19 protein-coding genes are annotated in these 21,530 nt (G+C 72.5%); 7 read left to right on the top strand and 12 right to left on the bottom strand.

The genetic code is table 11. The features are described 5' to 3' along the window. Positions 1 to 786 precede the first annotated feature (786 nt). A complete protein-coding gene (trpS, locus tag OTB20_RS13215) occupies positions 787 to 1,785 on the top strand; it encodes a tryptophan--tRNA ligase (protein ID WP_267817346.1) in 999 nt (332 codons plus the stop codon). A gap of 54 nt (positions 1,786 to 1,839) precedes the next feature. Here trpS and proC read toward each other — a convergent pair whose 3' ends face one another. From proC to OTB20_RS13190, 5 genes are all read right to left on the bottom strand, one after another. Beyond that, positions 1,840 to 2,649, bottom strand: coding sequence for a pyrroline-5-carboxylate reductase (proC, locus tag OTB20_RS13210; protein ID WP_267755324.1), 810 nt, complete (start codon positions 2,647 to 2,649; stop codon positions 1,840 to 1,842). Positions 2,650 to 2,763: 114 nt separating this feature from the next. Beyond that, a complete protein-coding gene (locus OTB20_RS13205; RefSeq protein WP_267755326.1) occupies positions 2,764 to 3,501 on the bottom strand; it encodes an ABC transporter permease in 738 nt (245 codons plus the stop codon). Then, positions 3,498 to 4,310 (bottom strand): ABC transporter ATP-binding protein, encoded by an 813-nt coding sequence (locus tag OTB20_RS13200; protein WP_267817342.1) that lies wholly within the window; start codon positions 4,308 to 4,310, stop codon positions 3,498 to 3,500. Before OTB20_RS13200 ends, OTB20_RS13205 begins: the two co-directional genes overlap by 4 nt. Positions 4,311 to 4,370: 60 nt before the next feature. After that, entirely contained in the window at positions 4,371 to 4,919 is a 549-nt protein-coding gene (locus OTB20_RS13195; protein ID WP_420716381.1) for a hypothetical protein, read from the bottom strand. Positions 4,920 to 5,052: 133 nt separating this feature from the next. Further along, entirely contained in the window at positions 5,053 to 5,355 is a 303-nt protein-coding gene (locus OTB20_RS13190) for a peptidase (RefSeq protein ID WP_267817340.1), read from the bottom strand. Positions 5,356 to 5,461: 106 nt separating this feature from the next. Here OTB20_RS13190 and OTB20_RS13185 point away from each other — a divergent pair, with 106 nt between their 5' ends. Further along, positions 5,462 to 7,579 (top strand): protein kinase domain-containing protein, encoded by a 2,118-nt coding sequence (locus OTB20_RS13185; protein WP_267817339.1) that lies wholly within the window; start codon positions 5,462 to 5,464, stop codon positions 7,577 to 7,579. Positions 7,580 to 7,631: 52 nt separating this feature from the next. Here OTB20_RS13185 and ilvD read toward each other — a convergent pair whose 3' ends face one another. From ilvD to OTB20_RS13165, 4 genes are all read right to left on the bottom strand, one after another. Further along, the gene (gene ilvD / locus OTB20_RS13180) at positions 7,632 to 9,485 is read right to left on the bottom strand and encodes a dihydroxy-acid dehydratase (protein ID WP_267755336.1); all 1,854 of its coding nucleotides are present in this window, start codon (positions 9,483 to 9,485) and stop codon (positions 7,632 to 7,634) included. Between the two features lie 159 nt (positions 9,486 to 9,644). Beyond that, a complete protein-coding gene (locus tag OTB20_RS13175; protein ID WP_267817338.1) occupies positions 9,645 to 10,346 on the bottom strand; it encodes a TetR family transcriptional regulator in 702 nt (233 codons plus the stop codon). After that, complete coding sequence (locus OTB20_RS13170; RefSeq protein ID WP_267817337.1) at positions 10,343 to 11,176, bottom strand: sugar phosphate isomerase/epimerase family protein; 834 nt, start codon at positions 11,174 to 11,176, stop codon at positions 10,343 to 10,345. Before OTB20_RS13170 ends, OTB20_RS13175 begins: the two co-directional genes overlap by 4 nt. Before the next feature lie 367 nt (positions 11,177 to 11,543). Beyond that, positions 11,544 to 12,473, bottom strand: coding sequence for a Ppx/GppA phosphatase family protein (locus OTB20_RS13165; RefSeq protein WP_267817336.1), 930 nt, complete (start codon positions 12,471 to 12,473; stop codon positions 11,544 to 11,546). A gap of 63 nt (positions 12,474 to 12,536) precedes the next feature. On the opposite strand from OTB20_RS13165, the gene OTB20_RS13160 reads away from it, so the two are divergent. Further along, a complete protein-coding gene (locus OTB20_RS13160) occupies positions 12,537 to 13,382 on the top strand; it encodes a hypothetical protein (RefSeq protein WP_267817335.1) in 846 nt (281 codons plus the stop codon). Between the two features lie 161 nt (positions 13,383 to 13,543). On the opposite strand, the gene OTB20_RS13155 is transcribed toward OTB20_RS13160, so the two are convergent. Beyond that, positions 13,544 to 15,364, bottom strand: coding sequence for a BACON domain-containing protein (locus tag OTB20_RS13155; protein WP_267817334.1), 1,821 nt, complete (start codon positions 15,362 to 15,364; stop codon positions 13,544 to 13,546). A 226-nt stretch (positions 15,365 to 15,590) separates the two neighbouring features. Further along, a complete protein-coding gene (locus OTB20_RS13150) occupies positions 15,591 to 15,968 on the bottom strand; it encodes a DUF4440 domain-containing protein (protein WP_267817333.1) in 378 nt (125 codons plus the stop codon). Between the two features lie 94 nt (positions 15,969 to 16,062). Between OTB20_RS13150 and radA the strand changes: the two genes are divergently transcribed. Next, on the top strand, positions 16,063 to 17,478 hold the full coding sequence (gene radA / locus OTB20_RS13145) for a DNA repair protein RadA (RefSeq protein WP_267817332.1): 1,416 nt from the start codon (positions 16,063 to 16,065) through the stop codon (positions 17,476 to 17,478). 199 nt (positions 17,479 to 17,677) lie between these two features. After that, positions 17,678 to 18,802, top strand: a complete 1,125-nt coding sequence (disA, locus tag OTB20_RS13140) for a DNA integrity scanning diadenylate cyclase DisA (RefSeq protein WP_267755354.1) — start codon at positions 17,678 to 17,680, stop codon at positions 18,800 to 18,802. 26 nt (positions 18,803 to 18,828) lie between these two features. Here disA and OTB20_RS13135 read toward each other — a convergent pair whose 3' ends face one another. Next, entirely contained in the window at positions 18,829 to 19,626 is a 798-nt protein-coding gene (locus tag OTB20_RS13135) for a hypothetical protein (protein ID WP_267817330.1), read from the bottom strand. A gap of 159 nt (positions 19,627 to 19,785) precedes the next feature. On the opposite strand from OTB20_RS13135, the gene OTB20_RS13130 reads away from it, so the two are divergent. Beyond that, positions 19,786 to 20,400 (top strand): phosphatase PAP2 family protein, encoded by a 615-nt coding sequence (locus OTB20_RS13130; RefSeq protein ID WP_267817329.1) that lies wholly within the window; start codon positions 19,786 to 19,788, stop codon positions 20,398 to 20,400. A 64-nt stretch (positions 20,401 to 20,464) separates the two neighbouring features. Beyond that, entirely contained in the window at positions 20,465 to 21,394 is a 930-nt protein-coding gene (locus OTB20_RS13125) for an A/G-specific adenine glycosylase (RefSeq protein WP_267817328.1), read from the top strand. Positions 21,395 to 21,530 lie beyond the last annotated feature (136 nt).

Below are 21,530 nucleotides of genomic sequence, written 5' to 3'. Positions count from 1 at the left end.
CCGAAATGGACGGGGTATCAACTTTTGGCGTTGATTTTTGGCACGCTGTTGAGTTCTCAAGGAACGGACGCTTCCTTTGTACTCACCCTCTCGGGCTTTCCTCCGGGCGCTTCCTTCGTTCTTGTGTCTCCGACTCTATCAGACTCTTTCGTGTCCGATTCCCAGTCAGCGGGTTTCGCTTTCCAGTTCTTCGCTTTCGCGTTTCCCTTTCCGGCGAGTTCGACTCTATCAGATCCTTTCGGGCCCGACTCCCAGTCAACGGGGTTTGCCGTTCGGGCTGTTGGGCCCTTGCGACGAGTGAGACAGTAGCGGATTCCTTGCCCCCGAACCTAATCGGCGGCCGCGTCCGTGGACGCGGATTCCTCATTCGCAAATACGCATGAAAACGGGACGACAAAGTGAGTCGTTCGTTCGAATGTGTAGTGCGGGATGGCTGTCCGGGGACCGACCGGGGTCGGAGCTCACTTCGGACAACTCGAAGGACCTTACGGACCGGGCACGTTTGTGTCAACCCCAGGCTGACCGGGCGCGCGGAGCGGGCAAACCTCATGCCGTCTTCACCCCTCAGGGTCTAGCCTCTCCCCCATGACTACGCATGCGCTCGTGCCCGACCTTCGCTGGTGGGCCGCCTGACGGCGGCCGACCATCCACACGAGCACGCATGCGCTCGACGGCCGCCGCCCACGGCGGCCGTTTTCGTTTCTCCCCCTCCCGGGAGTGGCTCGGCCGCCCGACGCGGTGGTGTCGACGTCCACATCGGTACGAGCAGGGAGTGGGTAGCAGGACATGACGAGGATCTTCAGTGGCGTCAAGCCGACCGGGCATCTGACGCTGGGGAACTACCTGGGGGCCGTACGCCAGTGGGTCGCCGCCGAGCAGGAGCCCGACGAGGCGCTGTTCTGCGTGGTCGATCTGCACGCCTTGACCGTCGAGCACGATCCGGCCCGGGTGCGCCGGCTCAGTCGGCAGGCGGCGACGCTGCTGCTCGCCGCCGGTCTGACTCCCGAGAGGTGCACGCTGTTCGTGCAGAGCCACGTGGACGAGCACGCCCGGCTCGCGTACGTGCTGGAGTGCACGGCTTCCGACGGGGAGCTGCGGCGGATGGTGCAGTACAAGGAGAAGGCGGCGAAGGCGCAGGCCTCGGGGGAAGGGGTGCGGCTGTCGCTGCTCACCTATCCCGTGCTGATGGCCGCCGATATTTTGGCGTACCGGACCGATGAGGTGCCGGTCGGGGAGGACCAGCGCCAGCACGTCGAGCTGACGCGGGATCTGGCCGCCCGCTTCAACCAGCGCTACGGGCACACCTTCGTGGTGCCCAAGGCCACGCATCCGGTGGTGGCGGCGCGGGTCATGGACCTGCAGGACCCGCGGTCGAAGATGGGGAAGTCGGGGGACGCGGGGCCCGGGGTGGTGTTCATCCTCGACGAGCCCGAGGTGGTGCGGAAGAAGGTGATGCGGGCCGTCACCGACGCCGGGGACGGCGGGGTCCTCTACGACCCGGCCGCGCGCCCGGGGGTCGCGAACCTGCTGGACATCCTCGCGGCCTGCACCGGGGGCGAGCCCGCCGCGCTCGCCGACGGGTACGACGGGTACGGGGCGCTCAAGCGGGATGTGGCCGACGCCGTCGTGGAGCTGCTGCGGCCGCTGCGCGTACGGCACGCGGAGCTGGCGGCCGATCCGGGAACGGTGGAGGCGGTGCTGCGTGCGGGTGCCGGGCGGGCGCGGGCGATCGCGCGGCCCGTCGTGGACTCGGCGTACCGGGCCATCGGGCTGCTGGAGCCCTGAGGAGCGCAGGGGACGGTACGGGGCTGCGCGCGCAGCCCCGTAGCGGCCGGCGGGTCAGCTGTTGCCGGAGGCGAGTTCGCGGCTGCGGTCGCGGGCCGCTTCGAGGGCGGCGATCAGGGCCGCTCGTACGCCGTGCTTCTCCAGCTCCACGATCGCGTTGATGGTGGTGCCGGCCGGGGAGGTGACGGCCTCGCGGAGCTTGACCGGGTGTTCGCCGCTGTCGCGGAGCATGACCGCGGCGCCGACGGCGGCCTGGACGATGAGGTCGTGGGCCTGGGCGCGGGGCAGGCCGAGGAGGATGCCGGCGTCGGTCATGGCCTCGACGAGGTAGTAGAAGTAGGCCGGACCGGAGCCGGAGAGGGCGGTGGCCGCGTCCTGCTGGGATTCCGGGACGCGCAGGGTCTTGCCGACGCCGCCGAAGATCTCCTCCGTGTGCGCGAGGTGCTCGGCGGTGGCGTGGCTGCCGGCCGAGATGACGGACATGGCCTCGTCGACGAGGGCGGGGGTGTTCGTCATGACGCGGACGACGGGGGTGCCCTGGGCGAGGCGCTCTTCGAAGAAGGAGGTCGGGATGCCGGCCGCGCCGCTGATGACCAGGCGGTCGGCGGACAGGTGCGGGGCGAGCTCTTCGAGGAGCTTGCCCATGTCCTGCGGCTTCACGGTGAGGATCAGGGTGTCGGCGCGCTTGGCGGCCTCGGCGTTGGTGACGGCCTCGACGCCGTAGCGGGTGCGCAGTTCCTCGGCGCGTTCCGGGCGGCGGGCGGTGACCAGGAGCTTGGAGGCGGGCCGGCCGCCGCGGATCATCCCGCTGAGCAGGGCCTCGCCGATCTTGCCGGTACCGAGGACTGCGACTGTCTGCGTCATGCCCGATCCACCTCGCCGAACTGTTGGTGCGCTGTTGCGTCGTCTGCGTGCTCATCCTCGCACCCGCGCGGGGAACGGCGGTGTGGTGTCCGGACTGCGGTCAGGCGGTTCCCGTCAGGGGGTGCGGCGGCGCAGGGTGGCGGCGCCGAGTGTGAGGACCAGGAGGGCGCAGCCGGCGACGACGACGGCGTCGCGGACGAAGTCGGCGGTCATGTCGGTGTGGGTGAGGACCTGGGTCATGCCGTCGACGGCGTAGGACATGGGCAGGACGTTGGAGATGGCTTCCAGGACGGGCTGCATGGTGTCGCGGGGAGCGAAGAGTCCGCACAGCACGAGCTGGGGGAAGATCACGGCCGGCATGAACTGGACGGCCTGGAACTCGGACGCCGCGAAGGCGGAGACGAAGAGGCCGAGCGCGGTCCCGAGCAGTGCGTCGAGGAGGGCGACGAGCAGGAGCAGCCACGGGGAGCCGACGACGTCGAGGCCGAGGACCCAGAGGGCGACGCCGGTCGCGAGCAGGGACTGGATGACCGCCATGGCGCCGAAGGCGAGGGCGTAACCGGCGATGAGGTCGCCCTTGCCGAGCGGCATGGCGAGGAGGCGTTCGAGGGTGCCCGAGGTGCGTTCGCGCAGGGTCGCGATGGAGGTGATCAGGAACATCGTGATGAGCGGGAAGATCCCGAGGAGCGAGGCGCCGATGCTGTTGAACGTCTGCGGGCTGCCGTCGAAGACGTAGCGGAGCAGGATCAGCATCAGTACGGGGACCAGCAGCATCAGCGCGATGGAGCGCGGGTCGTGGCGGAGCTGGCGCAGGACGCGGGCGGCGGTGGCCGCGGTGCGGGCGGTGCTCATCGGGTGCTCCCGTGGGCGGCTTGGGTGGCGGCGGCATTGGCGGCGGCAGCGTTGGCGGCGTCGACGAGGTGGAGGAAGCCCTCTTCGACGGTGTCCGTGTTGGTACGGGTGCGCAGTGCGTCGGGGGTGCCCTGCGCGAGGATGCGGCCCTCGCGCATGAGGAGCAGGTCGTGACAGCGCTCGGCCTCGTCCATGACGTGGGAGGAGACGAGGAGGGTGGCGCCGCGCGTGGCGGCGATGTCGTGGAAGAGGTTCCACAGGTCGCGGCGCAGGACGGGGTCGAGGCCGACGGTGGGCTCGTCGAGGACGAGGAGTTCGGGGCTGCCGAGGAGGGCGACGGCGAGGGAGACCCTGTTGCGCTGGCCGCCGGAGAGGTTGCCGGCGAGGGCGGCGGTGTGGGTGGTGAGGTCGACGTCCGCGATGGCCCGGGTGACGGTCTCGCGGCGGCGCTCGGCGGCGGCGCGGCCGGGGTCGAGGACGGCGGCGAAGTAGTCGAGGTTCTGCCGGACGGTGAGGTCGTCGTAGACGGAGGGCGCCTGGGTGACGTAGCCGATGCGGGAGCGCAGTCCGGGGTGGCCCGCGGGCTCGCCGAGGACCTCGAGGGTGCCGGTGACGTGGGCCTGGGTACCGACGACGGCGCGCATCAGGGTGGATTTTCCGCAGCCGGAGGGGCCGAGGAGGCCGGTGATGCGGCCGCGGGGGACGTCGAAGGAGAGGTCGTCGAGGACGGTTCGGGGGCTGCGGCCGGTGCCGCGGCGGACGGTGAGTCCGTCGGCGTGGACGGCGGCGGCCGCTGGGTTATTCATCATGTGATGAATAATGCTCCCGGCCGTGCCCCTGCGCAAGCCTCGCGGGGGTGGAGCCGGGCGCTACTTCTTGCGCTTGGGGCGGCGGACGGCCGGGTTGCCGGTGCGGGTACCGCGCCGGCGGGCGAACTCGGCCGTGGCGCGCTCGTACTCGGCGCGGCGCAGCTTCTCGCCGGGAGCCTCGACGAAGCAGCGCAGGAAGTACGCGATGAGGCTGCCGATGAAACCGATCGCCTTCAGCCCCTTGAGGGCGGCCTCGTCGGAGGACGGGGCCTGGCGGCGGCTGAAGGACTCCCAGGTCTTGACGAACGCGATGGAGCTGGCGATCGCGAAGAGGACGACGACCGAGATGCTGAGGAACGCGCCGACGTCGCCGATCTCCAGGCCCTCGTAGGAGAACCGGAGCAGGAAGGCGCCGAGGACGGCGATGGCCAGCGCGCCGAGGGCCACGCCGACGCGGCGCGGGCCGTAGCCGTCGTCGTGGTTCACCCAGGTGGTGCCGAAGAACCGGATCGGCTCGGGCTCGGGGCCGGTGGGCACCACGGGCTGCGCCGGGGCCGCGGCCTCGGCGGCCGGCTCGGCGGGGGTCTGGTCTCGCTGGTCGTCGCTCACACCAGCGATTATCCCCCGCGGGCTACGGCGGGCCCGGGGTGTCTCACGGGTCAGACCGCGGGATGCTCCGGATGGACCTCAGCCATACGGAGCCGCCGGGGCCGAGGGCGCGGCGGGTGCCGGGGCGGCGGGGTCAGGCGCAGCGGGTGGCTACGTAGCCGTCGCTGCCCGTCTTCACGTAGGCGTCGGAGACGAACCGGCTGTTGCCGACGCAGTCCCAGACGGACGTCGTGCCGTAAGGGCCGGAGATGTTCGTCCCCTCGCACTGGCAGCGGATCGCGACGTACGCGCCGAGCGGCAGGGTGTCGACGATCGAGTAGTTGGTGCCGGGACCGCTGCGGACGTTCACGCGGTAGCCGGGCGCGACCGGAAACGTCGGGAACCCCGACCCCGAAGCAAGGCTCTGGACTTGGCTTGAATCGCTCTCAACAGACATGTGGAAACTCCCCCCTTGGAGGTTGCCCTGTGCAACCCGCGCAGGGTAGCAAGACCTTGGAGATCCGTACGGGCCATCGACTAGGCTCCCGCGGGGGTGGTGAGCGGTGCGTCCAGTGCGTGCGGACTACACGGATTTTCCGGAGTATGCGGGGCAGTACCGGCTCGAATCCGTACTCGGATCCGGCGGCATGGGCGTCGTCCACCTGGCCACCTCCGAGTCGGGGCTGAAACTCGCCGTCAAGATCGTGCACGCCCAGCACGCGGTGGATCCGGAGTTCCGGGCGCGCTTCCGGCAGGAGGTCGCGGCTGCCCGGCGGGTGAGCGGAGCGTTCACCGCGCCCGTCGTGGACGCGGACCCCGATGCCGAGCGGCCCTGGATGGCCACGCTGTTCATCGATGCCCCGACGCTTGCGGAGCGGGTACGGGAAGGCGTGCTGGAGGCCAAGGAGCTCGCGCGGCTCGCCGCCGGACTGGCCGAGGCGCTGCGGGACATCCACCGGGCGGGGGTCGTGCACCGCGACCTGAAGCCCAGCAACGTACTGATGGCCCCGGACGGGGTGCGGGTCATCGACTTCGGCATCTCGAGGCCGGCCGACAGCGATCTGCGGACCGAGACGGGCAAGCTGATCGGGACCCCGCCGTTCATGGCGCCGGAGCAGTTCCAGCGGCCCCGGGAAGTGGGCAGCGCGGCCGATGTGTTCGCCCTGGGCGCCGTGCTCGTGCACGCGGCGACCGGGCGGGGGCCGTTCGACTCCGACAGCCACTACCTCGTGGCGTACCAGGTGGTGCACAGCGAGCCCGACCTGACCGGTCTGCCCGAGCGGCTCGTCCCGCTGGTCGCGCGGTGCCTGGCCAAGGATCCGGCGGAGCGGCCGAGCGCCGACGCGCTGATCGCGGCGCTGCGGGCGGTGGCGTACCCGACGGACGAGGACACGCACGCCTTCATCCCCCGGCCGAGGCGGCCGGTGGTCGATGAGGTGATCACGCACCGGCGCGAGCAGGCCCCCGTCGACGCAGGTGACCGTGGTCGGCAGCGCAGGCCCGTGCTCTTGGTGGCGGGACTCGGGCTGCTGCTGACCATCGGGGCGGCCGGCGGATACCTGGCGTTCGGGTCGGCCTCCCCGCCGGCCGCGCGGGTCACCTCAAAGGAAACGGGGGCGCCGGTACCACCGGCCGAGGGCATCGCACCGTGGTCGGTGGCACTGGGCGAGCGCTCCGCGTCGTGCTCCTGGGACTCCGCCGCCCTGTACTGCGCGGGGCCGGGGCTGTCCGCCGCCCGGATCGCTCCGGCGGACGGCTCGGTTCTGTGGGCCGTCCGCCACCCCGCCCCCAGCACTCGGACGGCGACGGACAGCCCGCTCCTTCACTCGGCCGGGCTGGTACTCGCCATGACACCGGGCAGCGAGCTGCTCCGGGCGCTGGACCCACGGAGCGGTGCAGAGCACTGGAAGCGGAAGCTGCCGAACGGCACGCACGTGGTGGCCGCCGGCGCGCAGGTGCTGCTCGTCGCGCCGAACGGAAACGTCACCGGTCTGGACGCGGCGAACGGAAGCCCGCGCTGGACGAAGCAGATCGGCGGGCCGGGCTCCACGTGGTGGCACACCTCGGAAGGATCCGGGCAGGGCCTGCTGTACGTGGCGACACCCGACACCACCGGCAGGTCGACCCGGGTCACGGCCGTGGACCCACTGAACGGAACCGAACGCCGGCAGGTCCGCACCGCGGGAAGGCTGTGGCCGGTCGGTACGGCGCAAGGCCGGGTGTACCTGCTGGACACCGATGCAGAAGGCAGGACCGTCGCGGTCGTACGGGTGGACCTGACGACCCGGGGCGTACAGCGCGTCCTGCTCGCGCCACCGCTCTACGAGACGCAGGCGGCCGTGGGGCCCGACGGGACCGTGTACGTCTTCGGGGCCACCGGCGCCCTCGTCGCGGTCGGCCCCGCCAAGGAGCAGTGGCGGCTGGAGACGGGTGTGGCCCTGGCCTCCCGGCCGGTGTTCGCCGACGGGAAGGTCTACCTGAGCGCCTCGGACGGGCGGCTGCTCGCCGTCGACGCGGGGTCGGGGCGGCTGCTGGGCCAGACCAAGCCCCGGATCAGCGCCGGGAAGAGCACCTTCGCGGCGAGTCTGCCCGCACCCGTGGTCGGGGGCGGGCGGGTGTACGCGTCGGCGCCGGACGGGACCGTGTTCGCGGTGGCGGCGGGGGATCCCGCCGGGTGGTGAGACGCGGACGGCCCCGCCCGAGGGTGTCGGGCGGGGCCGGAACCTCGCGGGGTCAGCGCTCCAGGAGGCTGACGTCGCGGACGGCGCCCTTGTCGGCGCTCGTGGTCATCGCCGCGTAGGCGCGCAGCGCGGCCGAGACCTTGCGCTCGCGGTTCTTCGGGGCGTAGACGCCGCCCAGGGCCTCGTGGCGGGCGGCCAGCGTGGCCTCGTCGACCAGGAGCTCGATGGAGCGGTTCGGGATGTCGATGCGGATGCGGTCGCCGTCCTCCACGACCGCGATGGAGCCGCCCGAGGCCGCTTCCGGGGAGGCGTGGCCGATGGAGAGGCCCGAGGTGCCGCCGGAGAAGCGGCCGTCGGTGACCAGGGCGCAGACCTTGCCGAGGCCGCGGCCCTTGAGGAAGGACGTCGGGTAGAGCATCTCCTGCATGCCGGGGCCGCCGCGCGGGCCCTCGTAGCGGATGACGACCACGTCGCCCGCCTTGATCTCCTTGCGGAGGATCTTGTCGACGGCCTCGTCCTGCGATTCGCAGACGACGGCCGGGCCCTCGAAGGTCCAGATCGACTCGTCGACACCGGCGGTCTTCACGACGCAGCCGTCGACCGCGATGTTGCCGCGCAGGACGGCGAGGCCGCCGTCCTTGGAGTAGGCGTGCTGGACGGAGCGGATGCAGCCGCCCTCGGCGTCGAGGTCGAGGGTGTCCCAGCGCTCGGACTGGGAGAAGGCGGAGGCGGAGCGCTGGCAGCCGGGGCCCGCGTGCCACAGCTCCATGACCTCGTCCGGGGCGGTGCCGGAGCGGGCGTCCCACTTCGCCAGCCACTCCTCCAGGTTGGCGGAGTGGACCGTGGTGACGTCCTTGTTCAGCAGGCCGCCGCGGTGCAGCTCGCCGAGCAGGGCGGGGATGCCGCCGGCCCGGTGGATGTCCTCCATGTAGTACGTGCCGCCGGGCGCCACGTTCGGGGCGACCTTGGCGAGGCACGGGACCCGGCGGGAGATCTCGTCGATGTCCGTAAGGTCGTACTTCAGACCGGCTTCCTGCGCGGCGGCGAGGAGGTGCAGGATCGTGTTGGTGGAGCCGCCCATGGCGATGTCGAGGGCCATGGCGTTCTCGAAGGCCTGACGGGTCGCGATGTTGCGGGGCAGGACCGAGTGGTCGTCCTGCTCGTAGTAGCGCTTGGTGATCTCGACGATCGTGCGGCCGGCGTCCTCGTACAGGGCGCGGCGGGCGGTGTGCGTCGCGAGGACCGAGCCGTTGCCGGGGAGGGCCAGGCCGATGGCCTCGGCGAGGCAGTTCATCGAGTTGGCGGTGAACATGCCCGAACAGCTGCCGCAGGTGGGACAGGCGTTCTCTTCGATGCGCAGCACGTCTTCGTCGGAGACGCTGTCGTTGGAGGCGTCCACCATGGCGTCGATCAGGTCGAGCTTGCGCACGGTGCCGTCGACGAGGGTGGCCTGGCCGGCCTCCATCGGGCCGCCGGAGACGAAGACGACCGGGATGTTGAGGCGCATGGCGGCCATCAGCATGCCGGGGGTGATCTTGTCGCAGTTGGAGATGCAGATCAGCGCGTCGGCGCAGTGCGCCTCGACCATGTACTCGACCGAGTCCGCGATGAGGTCGCGGGAGGGCAGGGAGTACAGCATGCCGCCGTGGCCCATGGCGATGCCGTCGTCGACCGCGATGGTGTTGAACTCGCGGGGAACGGCGCCTGCGGCCAGGATCGCATCGGAGACGATGCGGCCGACCGGAGCCAGGTGGGTGTGGCCGGGGACGAACTCGGTGAAGGAGTTGGCGACCGCGATGATCGGCTTCCCGATGTCCGCGCTCGCTACCCCCGAGGCGCGCATCAGCGCACGTGCGCCTGCCATGTTGCGGCCGTGGGTGACGGTGCGGGACCTCAGCTCGGGCATCGGGTTCTCTCCCCATGGGTGCGGTGGCGCGTACGCCTGCCGCGACTGTGGATATGGCTCGGTTACGAGGCTACGCCCCCTGCCCGGGATCCGGACGGGGTGTCCGGATCCCGGGACGGGCGGCTCAGTACTTGGGCACGTGTTCGGGAGGGCCCCCGGTCATTCCTCGGTCAGGTAGCGCTGCAGGGTGGGGGCCACCAGCTCGATGATGGTCTCCGGGTCCGCCGATGCGAGGGGCTCGACCTGGACGACGTAGCGCAGGATCGCGATGCCGACCATGTGGGAGGCGGCGAGCTCGGCGCGGAACGTCGGGTCGGGGACGTTGAGGTCGGCCGCGATCCGCTCCAGCAGCCGGTGCAGGATCAGCCGGCGGAGCACCTTCGCGGCGGCCTCGTGGGTGAGGGCCGAGCGCATCACGGCGAGCAGCGGGGCCCGGGTGACCGGGTTCTCCCAGACGCCGAGGAAGTAGCGCGCCAGTCGCTCGCCGAGGCCGTCCGGGCCCGTGCCAATGATCACCGGGAGGACGAGGGCGGGCTCCATGCTGAGCTCGATCGCGGCGGCGAACAGGTCGTCCTTGCTGCCGAAGTAGTGGTGCACCAGGGCCGGGTCCACGCCGGCGGCCTTGGCGATCCCGCGGACGGAGGTCTTGTCGTAGCCGCGCGCGGCGAACTCGGCGCGGGCCGCGAGGCGGATGCGCTCCTGAGTGCCGGGGCCGTCGTCGGCCTCGTCCTGGCGGGGGCGGCCGGGGCCGCGGCGGCGGGGGCCGGGCTTTGCCGTGGGGGCGGGGGTGGGGTCCGGGGCGGATCCGGGGGTGGGGTCCGGGGTGGAGCCGGAAGCGGGGTCCGGGAGCGGCTCGGTCATGGGTGCGGGGTCCTGTGTACCGGGCCGGGAGCGGTAGCGAGGTGGAGGCGGGTGAAGGCCAGGGCCTCCGCGAGGTCGGCCTCGCGCTCGGCGGAGGACATCGCGCGCCGGGTGTTGACCTCGATGACGACGTGCCCGTCGAAGGAGGTGGCGGCGAGCCGCTCCAGCAGTTCGGCGCAGGGCTGGCTGCCGCGGCCGGGGACGAGGTGCTCGTCCTTCGCGGAGCCGTTTCCGTCGGCGAGGTGGATGTGTGCCAGGCGGTCGCCCATCCGGTCGATCATCGCGGTCGCGTCGGTGCGGGCGGTCGCGGTGTGGGAGAGGTCGACGGTGAAGTGGCGGTAGTCGTCCTTGGTGACGTCCCACTCGGGCGCGTACGCGAGCATCTCGCGGTCCCGGTAGCGCCAGGGGTACATGTTCTCGACGGCGAACTTGACGTCGGTCTCGTCCGCCATCCGCCAGATGCCGGTCACGAAGTCGCGGGAGTACTGGCGCTGCCAGCGGAACGGCGGGTGGACGACGACCGTGCTCGCGCCGAGCCGCTCGGCAGCCGCCTGGGCGCGCTGGAGTTTGGTCCACGGGTCGGTGGACCAGACGCGCTGCGTGATGAGGAGACAGGGGGCGTGAACGGCCAGGATCGGGACCCGGTGGTGGTCGGAGAGGCGGCGCAGGGCATCGACGTCCTGGCTGACCGGGTCCGTCCAGACCATGACCTCGACGCCGTCGTAGCCGAGGCGCGCGGCGATCTCGAAGGCGGTCGCCGTTGACTCCGGGTAGACGGAGGCGGTGGAGAGGGCGACTTTCGCGGTCGGGATCCGGACTGGTTTTGCCACGGGGACAGGGTATCGGGGCGCGTGGCCCCGGGGCGGCGTGGGCCGTTGGTCCGGCCCGGGCGGTCTTGGCACCGTGTACGGGGCCTGCGGGGCGTTGCCGTGGTGGGCGGCGGGCCCGGCTGCGGGTGTGCCGCTGCGCGGGCGGAGTCCCCTCCCTCCCCCGGACGGAGTCCGGGGGAGGACGCCCGGTTCGACCGTTCCCAGGGCCCGGCCCTGACCCCGGTCCTCAAACGCCGGACGGGCTGAAAGGACCCTGGGCTCCGCCCCAGACCCCGCGCCTCAAACGCCGGCGGGGCTGTCTACAGCCCCGCCGGGGGGCACCTCCCAGCGGGGGTCCGGGGGCCGGCCCCGGGGCGGGCCCCGTGGGTTACGTCGGGAGGTGGTCCAGGCGGCGGAGGATCACGCCTTCCCGGAGGGCCCAGGGGCAGATTTCCAGGGAATCCACCCCCAGGAGGTCCATCGCGCCTTCCGCTACCAGCGCCCCCGCGAGGAGCTGGTTGGAGCGGCCCTCCGAGACGCCGGGGAGGGCCGAGCGCTGGGCTGTGGTCATCGCCGCCAGTCTCGGGACCCACTCCTCCAGGGACTTCCGGGTCAGGTACCGCTGGATGTAGAGGCCTTCGGTGGAGCGGGCCGCGCCCGCGATCCGGGCCAGTTGTTTGAAGGTCTTCGAGGTGGCCACCACCCGGTCCGGGGTCCCGAAGCGGCTGAACTCGCCGACCGTACGCGCGATCTGGGCCCGTACGTGGCGGCGCAGGGCCCTCATGTCCGCCTGGTCCGGCGGGTCGCCCGGGAGCCAGCCCGCCGTCAGTCGTCCGGCGCCCAGCGGGAGCGAGACGGCCGCGTCCGGGTCCTCGTCGATGCCGTACGCGATCTCCAGCGAGCCCCCGCCGATGTCCAGCAGCAGGAGCTTGCCCGCCGACCAGCCGAACCAGCGCCGCGCCGCGAGGAACGTCAGGCGGGCCTCGTCGCCGCCGCTCAGTACGGGGAGGTCGATGCCCGTCTCGGCCTTGACCCGGGCGAGGACCTCGTCCGCGTTGGTGGCCTCCCGTACCGCGCTCGTCGCGAAGGGGAGCAGGTCCTCGCACCCCTTGTCCTCGGCGGCCTGCACCGCGTCCCCGATGACGGCGACGAGCCGCTCGACGCCCTCCGGCGTCACCGCGCCGTGTTCGTCGAGCAGCTCCGCCAGCCGCAGTTCCACCTTGTGCGAGTGCGCGGGCAGGGGACGCGCACCGGGGTGCGCGTCGACCACCAGCAGATGGATCGTGTTCGAACCCACATCAAGGACACCGAGTCTCATGGGAGGAAACGCTACTGGGCCAAAGGCGTGGGGGCGGAGTAAGGGGCGCTTAGGCTGGGGTTTGTGCCAAATACGAAGAAGGCCAACAAGTCCAAGAACAAGGTCAAGGTCCAGGCCGAAGCCTCGGCCGGCTCCGGTTCCAAGGCCGCCAAGCGTGCGAAGGCGGACGAGAAGGGACTCGACTTCCCGCGGGCCTGGGTGGAGTTCCCCGACCCCGCCGACGAGGAGCAGGTCTTCCGCTGCGACCTGACCTGGCTCACTTCCCGCTGGACCTGCATCTTCGGCAGCGGCTGCCAGGGCATCCAGGCGGGCCGCGCGGACGACGGCTGCTGCACGCTCGGCGCGCACTTCTCCGACGAGGACGACGAGAAGCGGGTCGCCGGGCACGTGGCGCGGCTGACGCCGGAGCTGTGGCAGTTCCACGACGTCGGCAGCGAGACCGGGTGGACCCAACACGACGACGACGGGGAGAAGCAGACCCGCCGCTGGGACGGCGCCTGCATCTTCCTGAACCGGCCCGGTTTCCCGGCGGGCGCCGGCTGTTCCCTGCACATCCTCGCGGTGCGCAGCGGCCAGGAGCCCTTGGAGACCAAGCCGGACGTCTGCTGGCAGCTCCCGATCCGGCGGACCTACGACTGGATCGACCGGCCCGACGACACCCGTGTGCTGCAGGTGTCGATCGGTGAGTACGACCGGCGCGGCTGGGGTCCGGGTGGCCACGACCTGCACTGGTGGTGCACCTCGGCCACGTCCGCGCACGGCGCCGGCAAGCCGGTGTACGTGTCGTACCGGGCCGAGCTGACGGAGCTGATGGGCAAGGAGGCGTACGAGGAGCTCGTACGGCTCTGCGAGGCGCGCTTGTCCTCACTGCTGCCGATGGCTCCGCATCCCGCCGATCCCGCCCCCTAGCCCGTCTCTTTCGGATCTTGCCGGGCCCGCGGCGCCCGGCACCGCGCCTGGCCGCGTTGTCGGGGCGCCCGAGTACGTCCAGTACACGGCGCGCTCCTCCGCCTTGCCATGCACGGCACCGGACACCGCGGACTCGGCCGACAAGATCCGAAAGAGACGGCCTAGGCCGGAGTAGGGGGCGACGGTGACTCAGTGCCGTCCGAGGGGCTCGGGGTCGGGGTGGGCTCCGGGTCGGGCGGGGTCGGCGTGGGAGTGGGTGTGGGGGTCGGCGTCGGCGTCGGTGTGGGAGTAGGGGTCGGGGTGCGGGTGGGCTTCGGGTCGGGTGGCGGGGTGGGCGCCGGGCGGCCCCGGCCCCGGATGGAGATCACGGCGCCGCCGGGGTCCACCCCGACCCGGGCGCTCCAGGCCCCTACGGGCTGGGCTCCGTAGTCCACGTTGATCCGTAGGGTGACCGATTCTCCTGGCGCCAGCCGGCCCGAGGTCGAGCTGGCTCGCAGCCACGGGGCGTCGGACCACAGCCGCCAGTCGACCGGGGCGCTGCCCGACGCGGTGAGGGTGAGCAGGGTGGTCGCTCCGTGGGTGGAGGCGGCCGCGGTCAGCCGGCCCGGGGCGCCGGGGGTGGAGCTCGGAGCCCCGCTGCTGATGACCTCGACGGAGACGTCGGGGGCGGCGGCGGGCGGGGCGAAGCCGGGGCCGTCGGTGGTGACGGCCGCATTGCCCGCGTTCTCGTAGGCCACCAGCGGGCGGCCGTCGGTGCCGGGCGGCGGGAGCTCCGCCTCGCTCGCGGAGATCCGGGTGGAGCCGCTGCCCGCCGGTTCCCCGGTGCTCGGGGCGCCCCGGTACGCCGCCCACAGCGCCAGCACCGGGGCCGCGACGACGGTGGCGACGACGGTGGTGGTCAGGGCGCGGGCGCGCAGCCGGTCGCGGCGGGCCGCGCGGTCCTTGGGGTCCATCGGGAAGCCCGTGCGGTCGAAGCGCGGGCCGGTCCCCGCACCCCGGCGGGCGCCCGAGCGGAGCATCGCGGCGTGGACGGCGCCGCGCGGGGCCGGGACCAGCGGGAGGGCAGCGGTGTTGATGCCGCCCGAGCCGGGCCAGGGTGCGCCGGCGCCGACGCGTTCGGCGACGCGGCGGCAGCGCGGGCAGTCGTCCACGTGGCGGACGAGTTCGGCGCGCAGCGAGGAGGAGAGGAGGAGGTTCCCGTCTCCCCCGCCTTCCCCGTCGCCGCCGGTGAGCCGGGATACCGTCGGGCAGTTGCCCGTCTCCACCACGGCCAGGGCGGCGCGGGTGCGCTCCACCTCGCAGGCGGCGCCGGAGAGCAGTTCGCGTGCGGTGGCCGGGGGCGTACCGAGGACGGCGGCGAGTTCGGGGACGCCGAGGCGGTGGCGGACGGCGAGTTCGAGTGCCTCGCGCTGCTCGGGGGTGGTGCCGGCGGCCTCCGGCCAGGCTAGGCGGGCGAGTTCGGTGCGTCGGTAGGCCGATACGTCAAGGCCGCCGGGGCCGCCTTGGCCGCTGTGACCGCCCTGGCTGCCGGGTCCGCCGGAGTGGCCTGCGACGTTCGCCGCCGCGTTCGCGTCGGCGCTCACCGCCGTGGGATCCGGCGCACCGCGGGCACCGGTGTGCTCCGATGCACGCCGGGCGGAATGCGCTCCCCCATACCCGTACCCGTAGCGCACGCGCCGTCGCTCGGCCAGCCGGCTCAGGCAGGCCCAGCGGGCGAGGGCGTACAGCCAGGCCCGCCGGTCCCCCTCGTCGGGGCAGCGTCCTGGATGCCGGTTGGCGACGGCGAGGACGTCGCCGAGGACGTCGGTGGCGGTGTCGTGGTCGCACAGGACCGAGAGGCAGTACGTGAACAGCCCGTCCAGGTACGGCTCGTACCGGAACGGCGGCGGCTGCTCCGCCCTGGTTTCCTCGGGGGGCGTGCGCCCGTGCGCCCGGTGTACGCCGGTGCGCGGTGCGGGCTGTCCCTGGTTGCTGCTGGTCACTCGGTGACCGTAGGCGGCGCGCCGGTGGCGCTCCGGAAGCCTTCACCGGTTTTAGCCCTTATGGGTGAACGGATTGGCGTCCTGCTGACAGCGCCCCTGACGGTGACCGCCACGGCGTACACGCCGGGCCACCCGGGGGAGCCTCCCGGAGGGGTGCGACTTCCCGAGGCGGGACCCGCGGGCCCACGCGGCGGCCGCCACCCTCGCGGGCCGCGGTCCCACACGCTCAGCCGGCCGGAGTGCCTTGGTGAAAGTACATCCGCCAGCCCGTCTCCGTCAGCCGCCACAGAGAGCTCCGCCATGCCCGGCGGCCTCGGTCGTCGTCGAAGTACGTCAGGTGAACGACTCCCGGGGCGAGGACGACCCCGGACATTTCACTGACCCTGCCCCTGACCTCGACCGCGGACTCCGGGGACACCGCACCGCCGCTCGTCAGCGTCAGGATCGACTCCACATCCCACCGGCGTCCAGAAGCTCCGATCTCGGTGAACTCCGGATCCAGCAGTTCCAGGACCCGGGCCGGGGAAGCCCGCACCTCGGCATCGAGAAGCCGCAGCTCGCCGTCAATGGCCGCTTGCACCGCCTGCTCATTCTCATCCGCCATGCGGGAACCCTACGGAGACCCGTCCCCCGGAACCGCGCACAACCGGAGGGCCGCCCGGCGGGGTCTGTCAGAGGGGGCGGCTACCGTGGGCCGCATGGCTGCCCGTACATCTCGTTCATCCGCAAAGGACCGGCCGTCCTACCGTTGCACCGAGTGCGGGTACGCCACCGCCAAGTGGCTCGGCCGGTGCCCCGAGTGCCAGGCCTGGGGCACCGTCGAGGAAATCGGCGGCGCGCCCGCCGTGCGGACCACCGCGGCCGGCCGGGTGACCACGGCTGCCGTGCCGATCGGGCAGGTCGACGTCCGCAGCGCGACCGCGCGGAGCACCGGTGTGGACGAGCTGGACCGGGTGCTGGGCGGCGGGCTGATCCCCGGGGCGGTCGTCCTGCTCGCGGGCGAGCCGGGCGTGGGCAAGTCGACGCTGCTGCTCGACGTCGCGGCGAAGGCGGCCAGCGACGAGCACCGCACGCTGTACATCACGGGCGAGGAGTCGGCGAGCCAGGTGCGGCTGCGGGCCGAGCGGATCAAGGCGCTCAGCGACCACCTCTACCTCGCCGCCGAGACCGACCTGTCCGCCGTCCTCGGGCACCTCGACGCGGTCAAGCCCTCGCTGCTGATCGTGGACTCCGTGCAGACCGTCGCCTCCCCCGAGATCGACGGCGCGCCCGGTGGCATGGCGCAGGTCCGGGAGGTGGCCGGGGCGCTGATCCGGGCCTCCAAGGAGCGCGGGATGGCCACGCTGCTCGTCGGCCACGTCACCAAGGACGGGGCGATCGCCGGTCCCCGGCTGCTGGAGCACCTCGTGGACGTGGTCCTGAGCTTCGAGGGCGACCGGCACGCGCGGCTGCGCCTGGTACGCGGGGTGAAGAACCGGTACGGCGCCACGGACGAGGTCGGCTGCTTCGAACTGCACGACGAGGGCATCACCGGCCTCGCCGACCCGAGCGGGCTGTTCCTGACCCGCCGCACCGAGGCCGTCCCCGGCACCTGCCTGACGGTGACCCTGGAGGGGAAGCGGCCGCTGGTCGCCGAGGTTCAGGCGCTGACAGTGGATTCGCAGATCCCCTCGCCGCGCCGGACCACCTCCGGGCTGGAGACCTCGCGCGTCTCGATGATGCTGGCGGTGCTGGAGCAGCGCGGGCGGATCACGGCCCTCGGCAAGCGGGACATCTACACCGCCACGGTGGGCGGTGTGAAGCTGACCGAGCCGGCCGCCGACCTGGCGATCGCCCTGGCCCTGGCCTCGGCCGCCAGCGACGTACCGCTCCCGAAGAACCTGGTCGCCATCGGCGAGGTCGGCCTCGCGGGCGAGGTCCGGCGCGTGACGGGCGTACAGCGCAGGCTCGCGGAAGCGCACCGGCTGGGCTTCACGCACGCCCTGGTGCCGGTGGATCCGGGGAAGGTGCCGCCGGGCATGAAGGTGACGGAGGTCGCCGACATGGGCGACGCGCTACGGGCCCTGCCGCGCGGGCGGTCGCGTACGCCGGCGAAGGCCCCCGAGGCGGGTTAGGCCGTCTCTTTCCGATCTTGCCGGGCCCGCGGCGCCCGGCCGGGACGGCCCGCCGGGCAGCGGGCCGGCAGGCCCCGATGGGGTACTCCCCGGTCCGGCCGCGTCAAGGCACGGGCGGGTGCCGGGGCCGCGCCGGTAGACTCCGGGATGGTCCGCCCGGCCGTACGCAGGCGGCACAACCCGCGACCGGAGGAGTGCAGTGGCAGCCAAGGACGGGGCAGCAGCATCCGGGAAGTCGGGCGCGAGCTCCAAGCAGGAGGCCATGATGCGCGCCTCGCTGAGTGCGGTCGCACCAGGTCAGCCCCTGCGTGACGGGCTCGAACGGATCGTCCGCGGCAATACCGGAGGGCTCATCGTCCTCGGTATGGACAAGTCCGTCGAGGCGATGTGCACGGGCGGTTTCGTCCTGGACGTGGAGTTCACCGCGACCCGGCTGCGCGAGCTGTGCAAGCTCGACGGGGCGCTGATCCTCGACAAGGACATCACCAAGATCCTGCGGGCGGGCGTCCAGCTGGTGCCCGACGCGTCGATCCACACGGAGGAGACGGGCACCCGGCACCGGACCGCGGACCGGGTCTCGAAGCAGTGCGGTTTCCCGGTGGTGTCGGTCTCGCAGTCGATGCGGCTGATCGCGCTGTACGTGGACGGCGAGCGGCGCGTGCTGGAGGAGTCCGGGGCGATCCTGTCGCGGGCCAACCAGGCGCTGGCCACGCTGGAGCGGTACAAGCTCCGCCTGGACGAGGTCGCCGGGACGCTGTCCGCGCTGGAGATCGAGGACCTGGTGACGGTCCGCGACGTCGGGGCGGTGGCGCAGCGGCTGGAAATGGTGCGCCGGATCGCGACGGAGATCGCGGAGTACGTGGTGGAGCTCGGCACCGACGGTCGGCTGCTGTCGCTCCAGCTCGACGAGCTGACGGTCGGGATCGAGCAGGAGCGGGAGCTCGTCATCCGGGACTACGTGCCGGAGCCGACGGCGAAGCGTTCCCGCACGGTGGAGGAGGCGCTGCCGGCGCTGGACGCGCTGACGCATCCGGAGCTGCTGGAGCTGGCCATCGTGGCGAAGGCACTGGGGTACACGGGCTCGCCGGAGACCCTGGACTCGGCGGTGTCCCCTCGCGGGTACCGGCTGCTGGCGAAGATTCCGCGGCTGCCCGGGGCGATCATCGAGCGGCTGGTGGAGCACTTCGGCGGGCTGCAGAAGCTGCTCGCCGCCAGCGTGGACGACCTCCAGACGGTCGACGGCGTGGGCGAGGCCCGTGCGCGGAGCGTCCGTGAGGGCCTGTCCCGGCTGGCGGAGTCCTCCATCCTGGAGCGGTACGTCTGACGGTACGTCTGACACCTGTGGCGCCGCTACTCCGGCTTCAGGACGAACGAGGTTCGAGCCACCGGCATCCCCGGGGACTTGACCTCGACCACGTACGTGTCCGCGGCCGCCGCCCCCGCCGGAGGCGACTGGCACTGGGTGGCCTCGCTGAAGCGGCGGTCCCACTCCAGCGCCTGCTTGGTCTCGCCCTGCGAGGGCACCCGGTAGAAGACGTTGCCCGCGCCCGCGGGGCAGTCCGCCGAGGACCAGACCGGCTTGGCGTTGCTCGCCTGAGTGATGGTCAGCACCGCCTGCTTCGGGCCGAGATCGACCTTGCAGGTCGTGCCGGAGACATTGCGCGCGATGAGTTCGAGGCGCGGCTTCTCGCTCGCCTCGTACTCGTTCTTCACGCTCTTGACCTCCCACTGCAGCGCACTCGGCGCGCACGTGGGCACCGGCGAGTCCGACGGGACGGTCTGGCCCGCGCCGGAGCCGTCCGATCCGCCTGGGTCCCCGGCGCCCGGTTCGGCGCCGGGTTCGCCGTTCTTGCCCGTACCAGGGCTGGCACCTGGGCCGGAGCCCGTACCGCCGCCGGAGCCCGACTCCCCGCGCCCGCCCGGCGCCTGACTGATCGCCGGGCCGGAGCCCGAGGGTCCGGGGGTGATCTGGGTGGCGGGTCCGGAGCCGCCCTGGCCCTTGCCGTTGGTACTCGACCTGCCGCCGCCGGAGCTGACGGTCCATACGGCGAGCATCGCGAGGAGCGCGGCAACGGACGCCAGCACAGCCCTCCGTCGCCAGTAGATGGAGGAGGGGAGCGGCCCGACCGGATTGCGCAGAGATCCCACGAACGGAACCTTACGAGAGTTCGCGCCGCGATCAGTGCCCCACATGCCGCGCACTCCGCTTGTTTTGCCGATGATCATCCCGCGGGGTGCGTCTGAGCACCGGAAAGGTGCCGGGATCCTGATGAGGACGTTATTGCGATCTAGGTATCTTCAGTCTTCATGGACAGCTCCGGCCTCTACCTCGACGTCACCGATTTCGCCCACTCGGCCCCCGCCTGGGTGCAGTCGGCCTTCGAGTTCTGGACCGAGTACGGGCTGTTCGTCTTCGGCGCCCTCTTCATCGCCGTGTGGTGGCGTTCGCGCGGCGCCCGCGACCCGCGCACGGTGGCTCTCGCGGTCCTCGCGCCCTTCGTCACCGCCCTGGCCTACGTCGCCTCCGAGCTGGTGAAGTCCAGCGTCGACGAGGAGCGCCCCTGCCGGGCCGTGGCCGGGGCCGCGGCCTCGCTGATCAAGTGCCCGGCCACCGGCGACTGGTCCTTCCCCAGCAACCACGCGTCCATAGCGGGCGCCGCGACCGTCGCACTGGTCCTCGCCGTACGGGGGCTCGCGCTGCTGACCGTTCCGCTCGCCCTGCTGATGGCCTTCTCCCGGGTCTTCGTCGGCGTCCACTACCCGCACGACGTGGGCATGGGCCTGCTGCTGGGCGCGAGCCTCGCCGCGCTCGCCGTCCTCGCGCTCACCGGCCCGGCGGCACGGATCGTCGCCGCCGTGCGGGCGAGCGGAGGCCGCACGGGCGTCCTGATCACCGGCCCGGGTCCCGCCCAGCCGTCCTGACCAACGGCCCAGCCGTCCTGACCAACGGCCCGGGCCCCGCACGACGGGCCCGAAACGTGCCAGGATGCCGTCTGCCATGACTGCAACCATTCCCACCACCGCGCTGCACTCCCCCGTCATCGCGTGGTTCGAAGCACACGCCCGCGACCTTCCCTGGCGCCGCCCCGAAGCCGGCCCCTGGGGGGTGATGGTCAGCGAGTTCATGCTCCAGCAGACTCCCGTCAACCGGGTCCTGCCTGTCTACGAGCAGTGGCTCGCCCGCTGGCCCCGCCCCGCCGACCTGGCCGCAGACGCCCCCGGTGAGGCCGTACGCGCCTGGGGCCGCCTCGGTTACCCGCGCCGGGCCCTGCGCCTGCACGGCGCGGCCGTCGCCATAACGGAGCGGCACGGGGGCGACGTACCGCGCGAGCACGCGCACCTGCTGGCCCTGCCCGGGATCGGCGAGTACACGGCGGCGGCCGTGGCCTCCTTCGCGTACGGGCAGCGGCACGCGGTCCTCGACACCAACGTGCGCCGGGTCTTCGCGCGCACCGCGACCGGGGTCGAGTACCCGCCGAACGCCACCACCGCCGCCGAACGCCGCCTGGCCCGCGCCCTGCTGCCCGCGGACGAGGACACCGCGGCCCGCTGGGCGGCGGCCTCCATGGAGCTCGGGGCGCTGGTGTGCACGGCCAAGAACCCGGACTGCGGGAGCTGCCCGGTGGCCGGGCTGTGCGCGTGGCGGCTGGCCGGGAAGCCCGCCCACGAGGGGCCGCCGCGGCGCGGGCAGACGTACGCCGGGACGGACCGGCAGGTGCGCGGTAAACTCCTCGCGGTCCTGCGCGAGGCGGTCGGCGCCGTGCCGCAGTCCGTCCTCGACACCGTCTGGGAGGAGCCCGTACAGCGGGCCCGCGCACTGGACGGGCTGGTCTCGGACGGGCTGGTGGAGCCGCTGCCCGGCCGCATGTACCGGCTTCCGGCCGGGCCGGCGAAGGCCGCCGCCGAAACCCCCTGAAGCTGACTCAGGGATTCCGCTTGCTTGGGAGAAACCGCAGCTCACAGGCTCTGTTACACAACCTATGGGTGTCCGTGCGCCCACCGAAGGCTGACCCGCACAGGCCCGTGACAACGCCTCCGTACCGTCGAATCCG

This window comes from Streptomyces sp. H27-H1, assembly GCF_026627445.1.
Taxonomy (GTDB): Bacteria; Actinomycetota; Actinomycetes; order Streptomycetales; family Streptomycetaceae; genus Streptomyces.
Note: the sequence above shows the minus strand (reverse complement) of the source record. Positions and strands in the feature narration are given on the sequence as shown.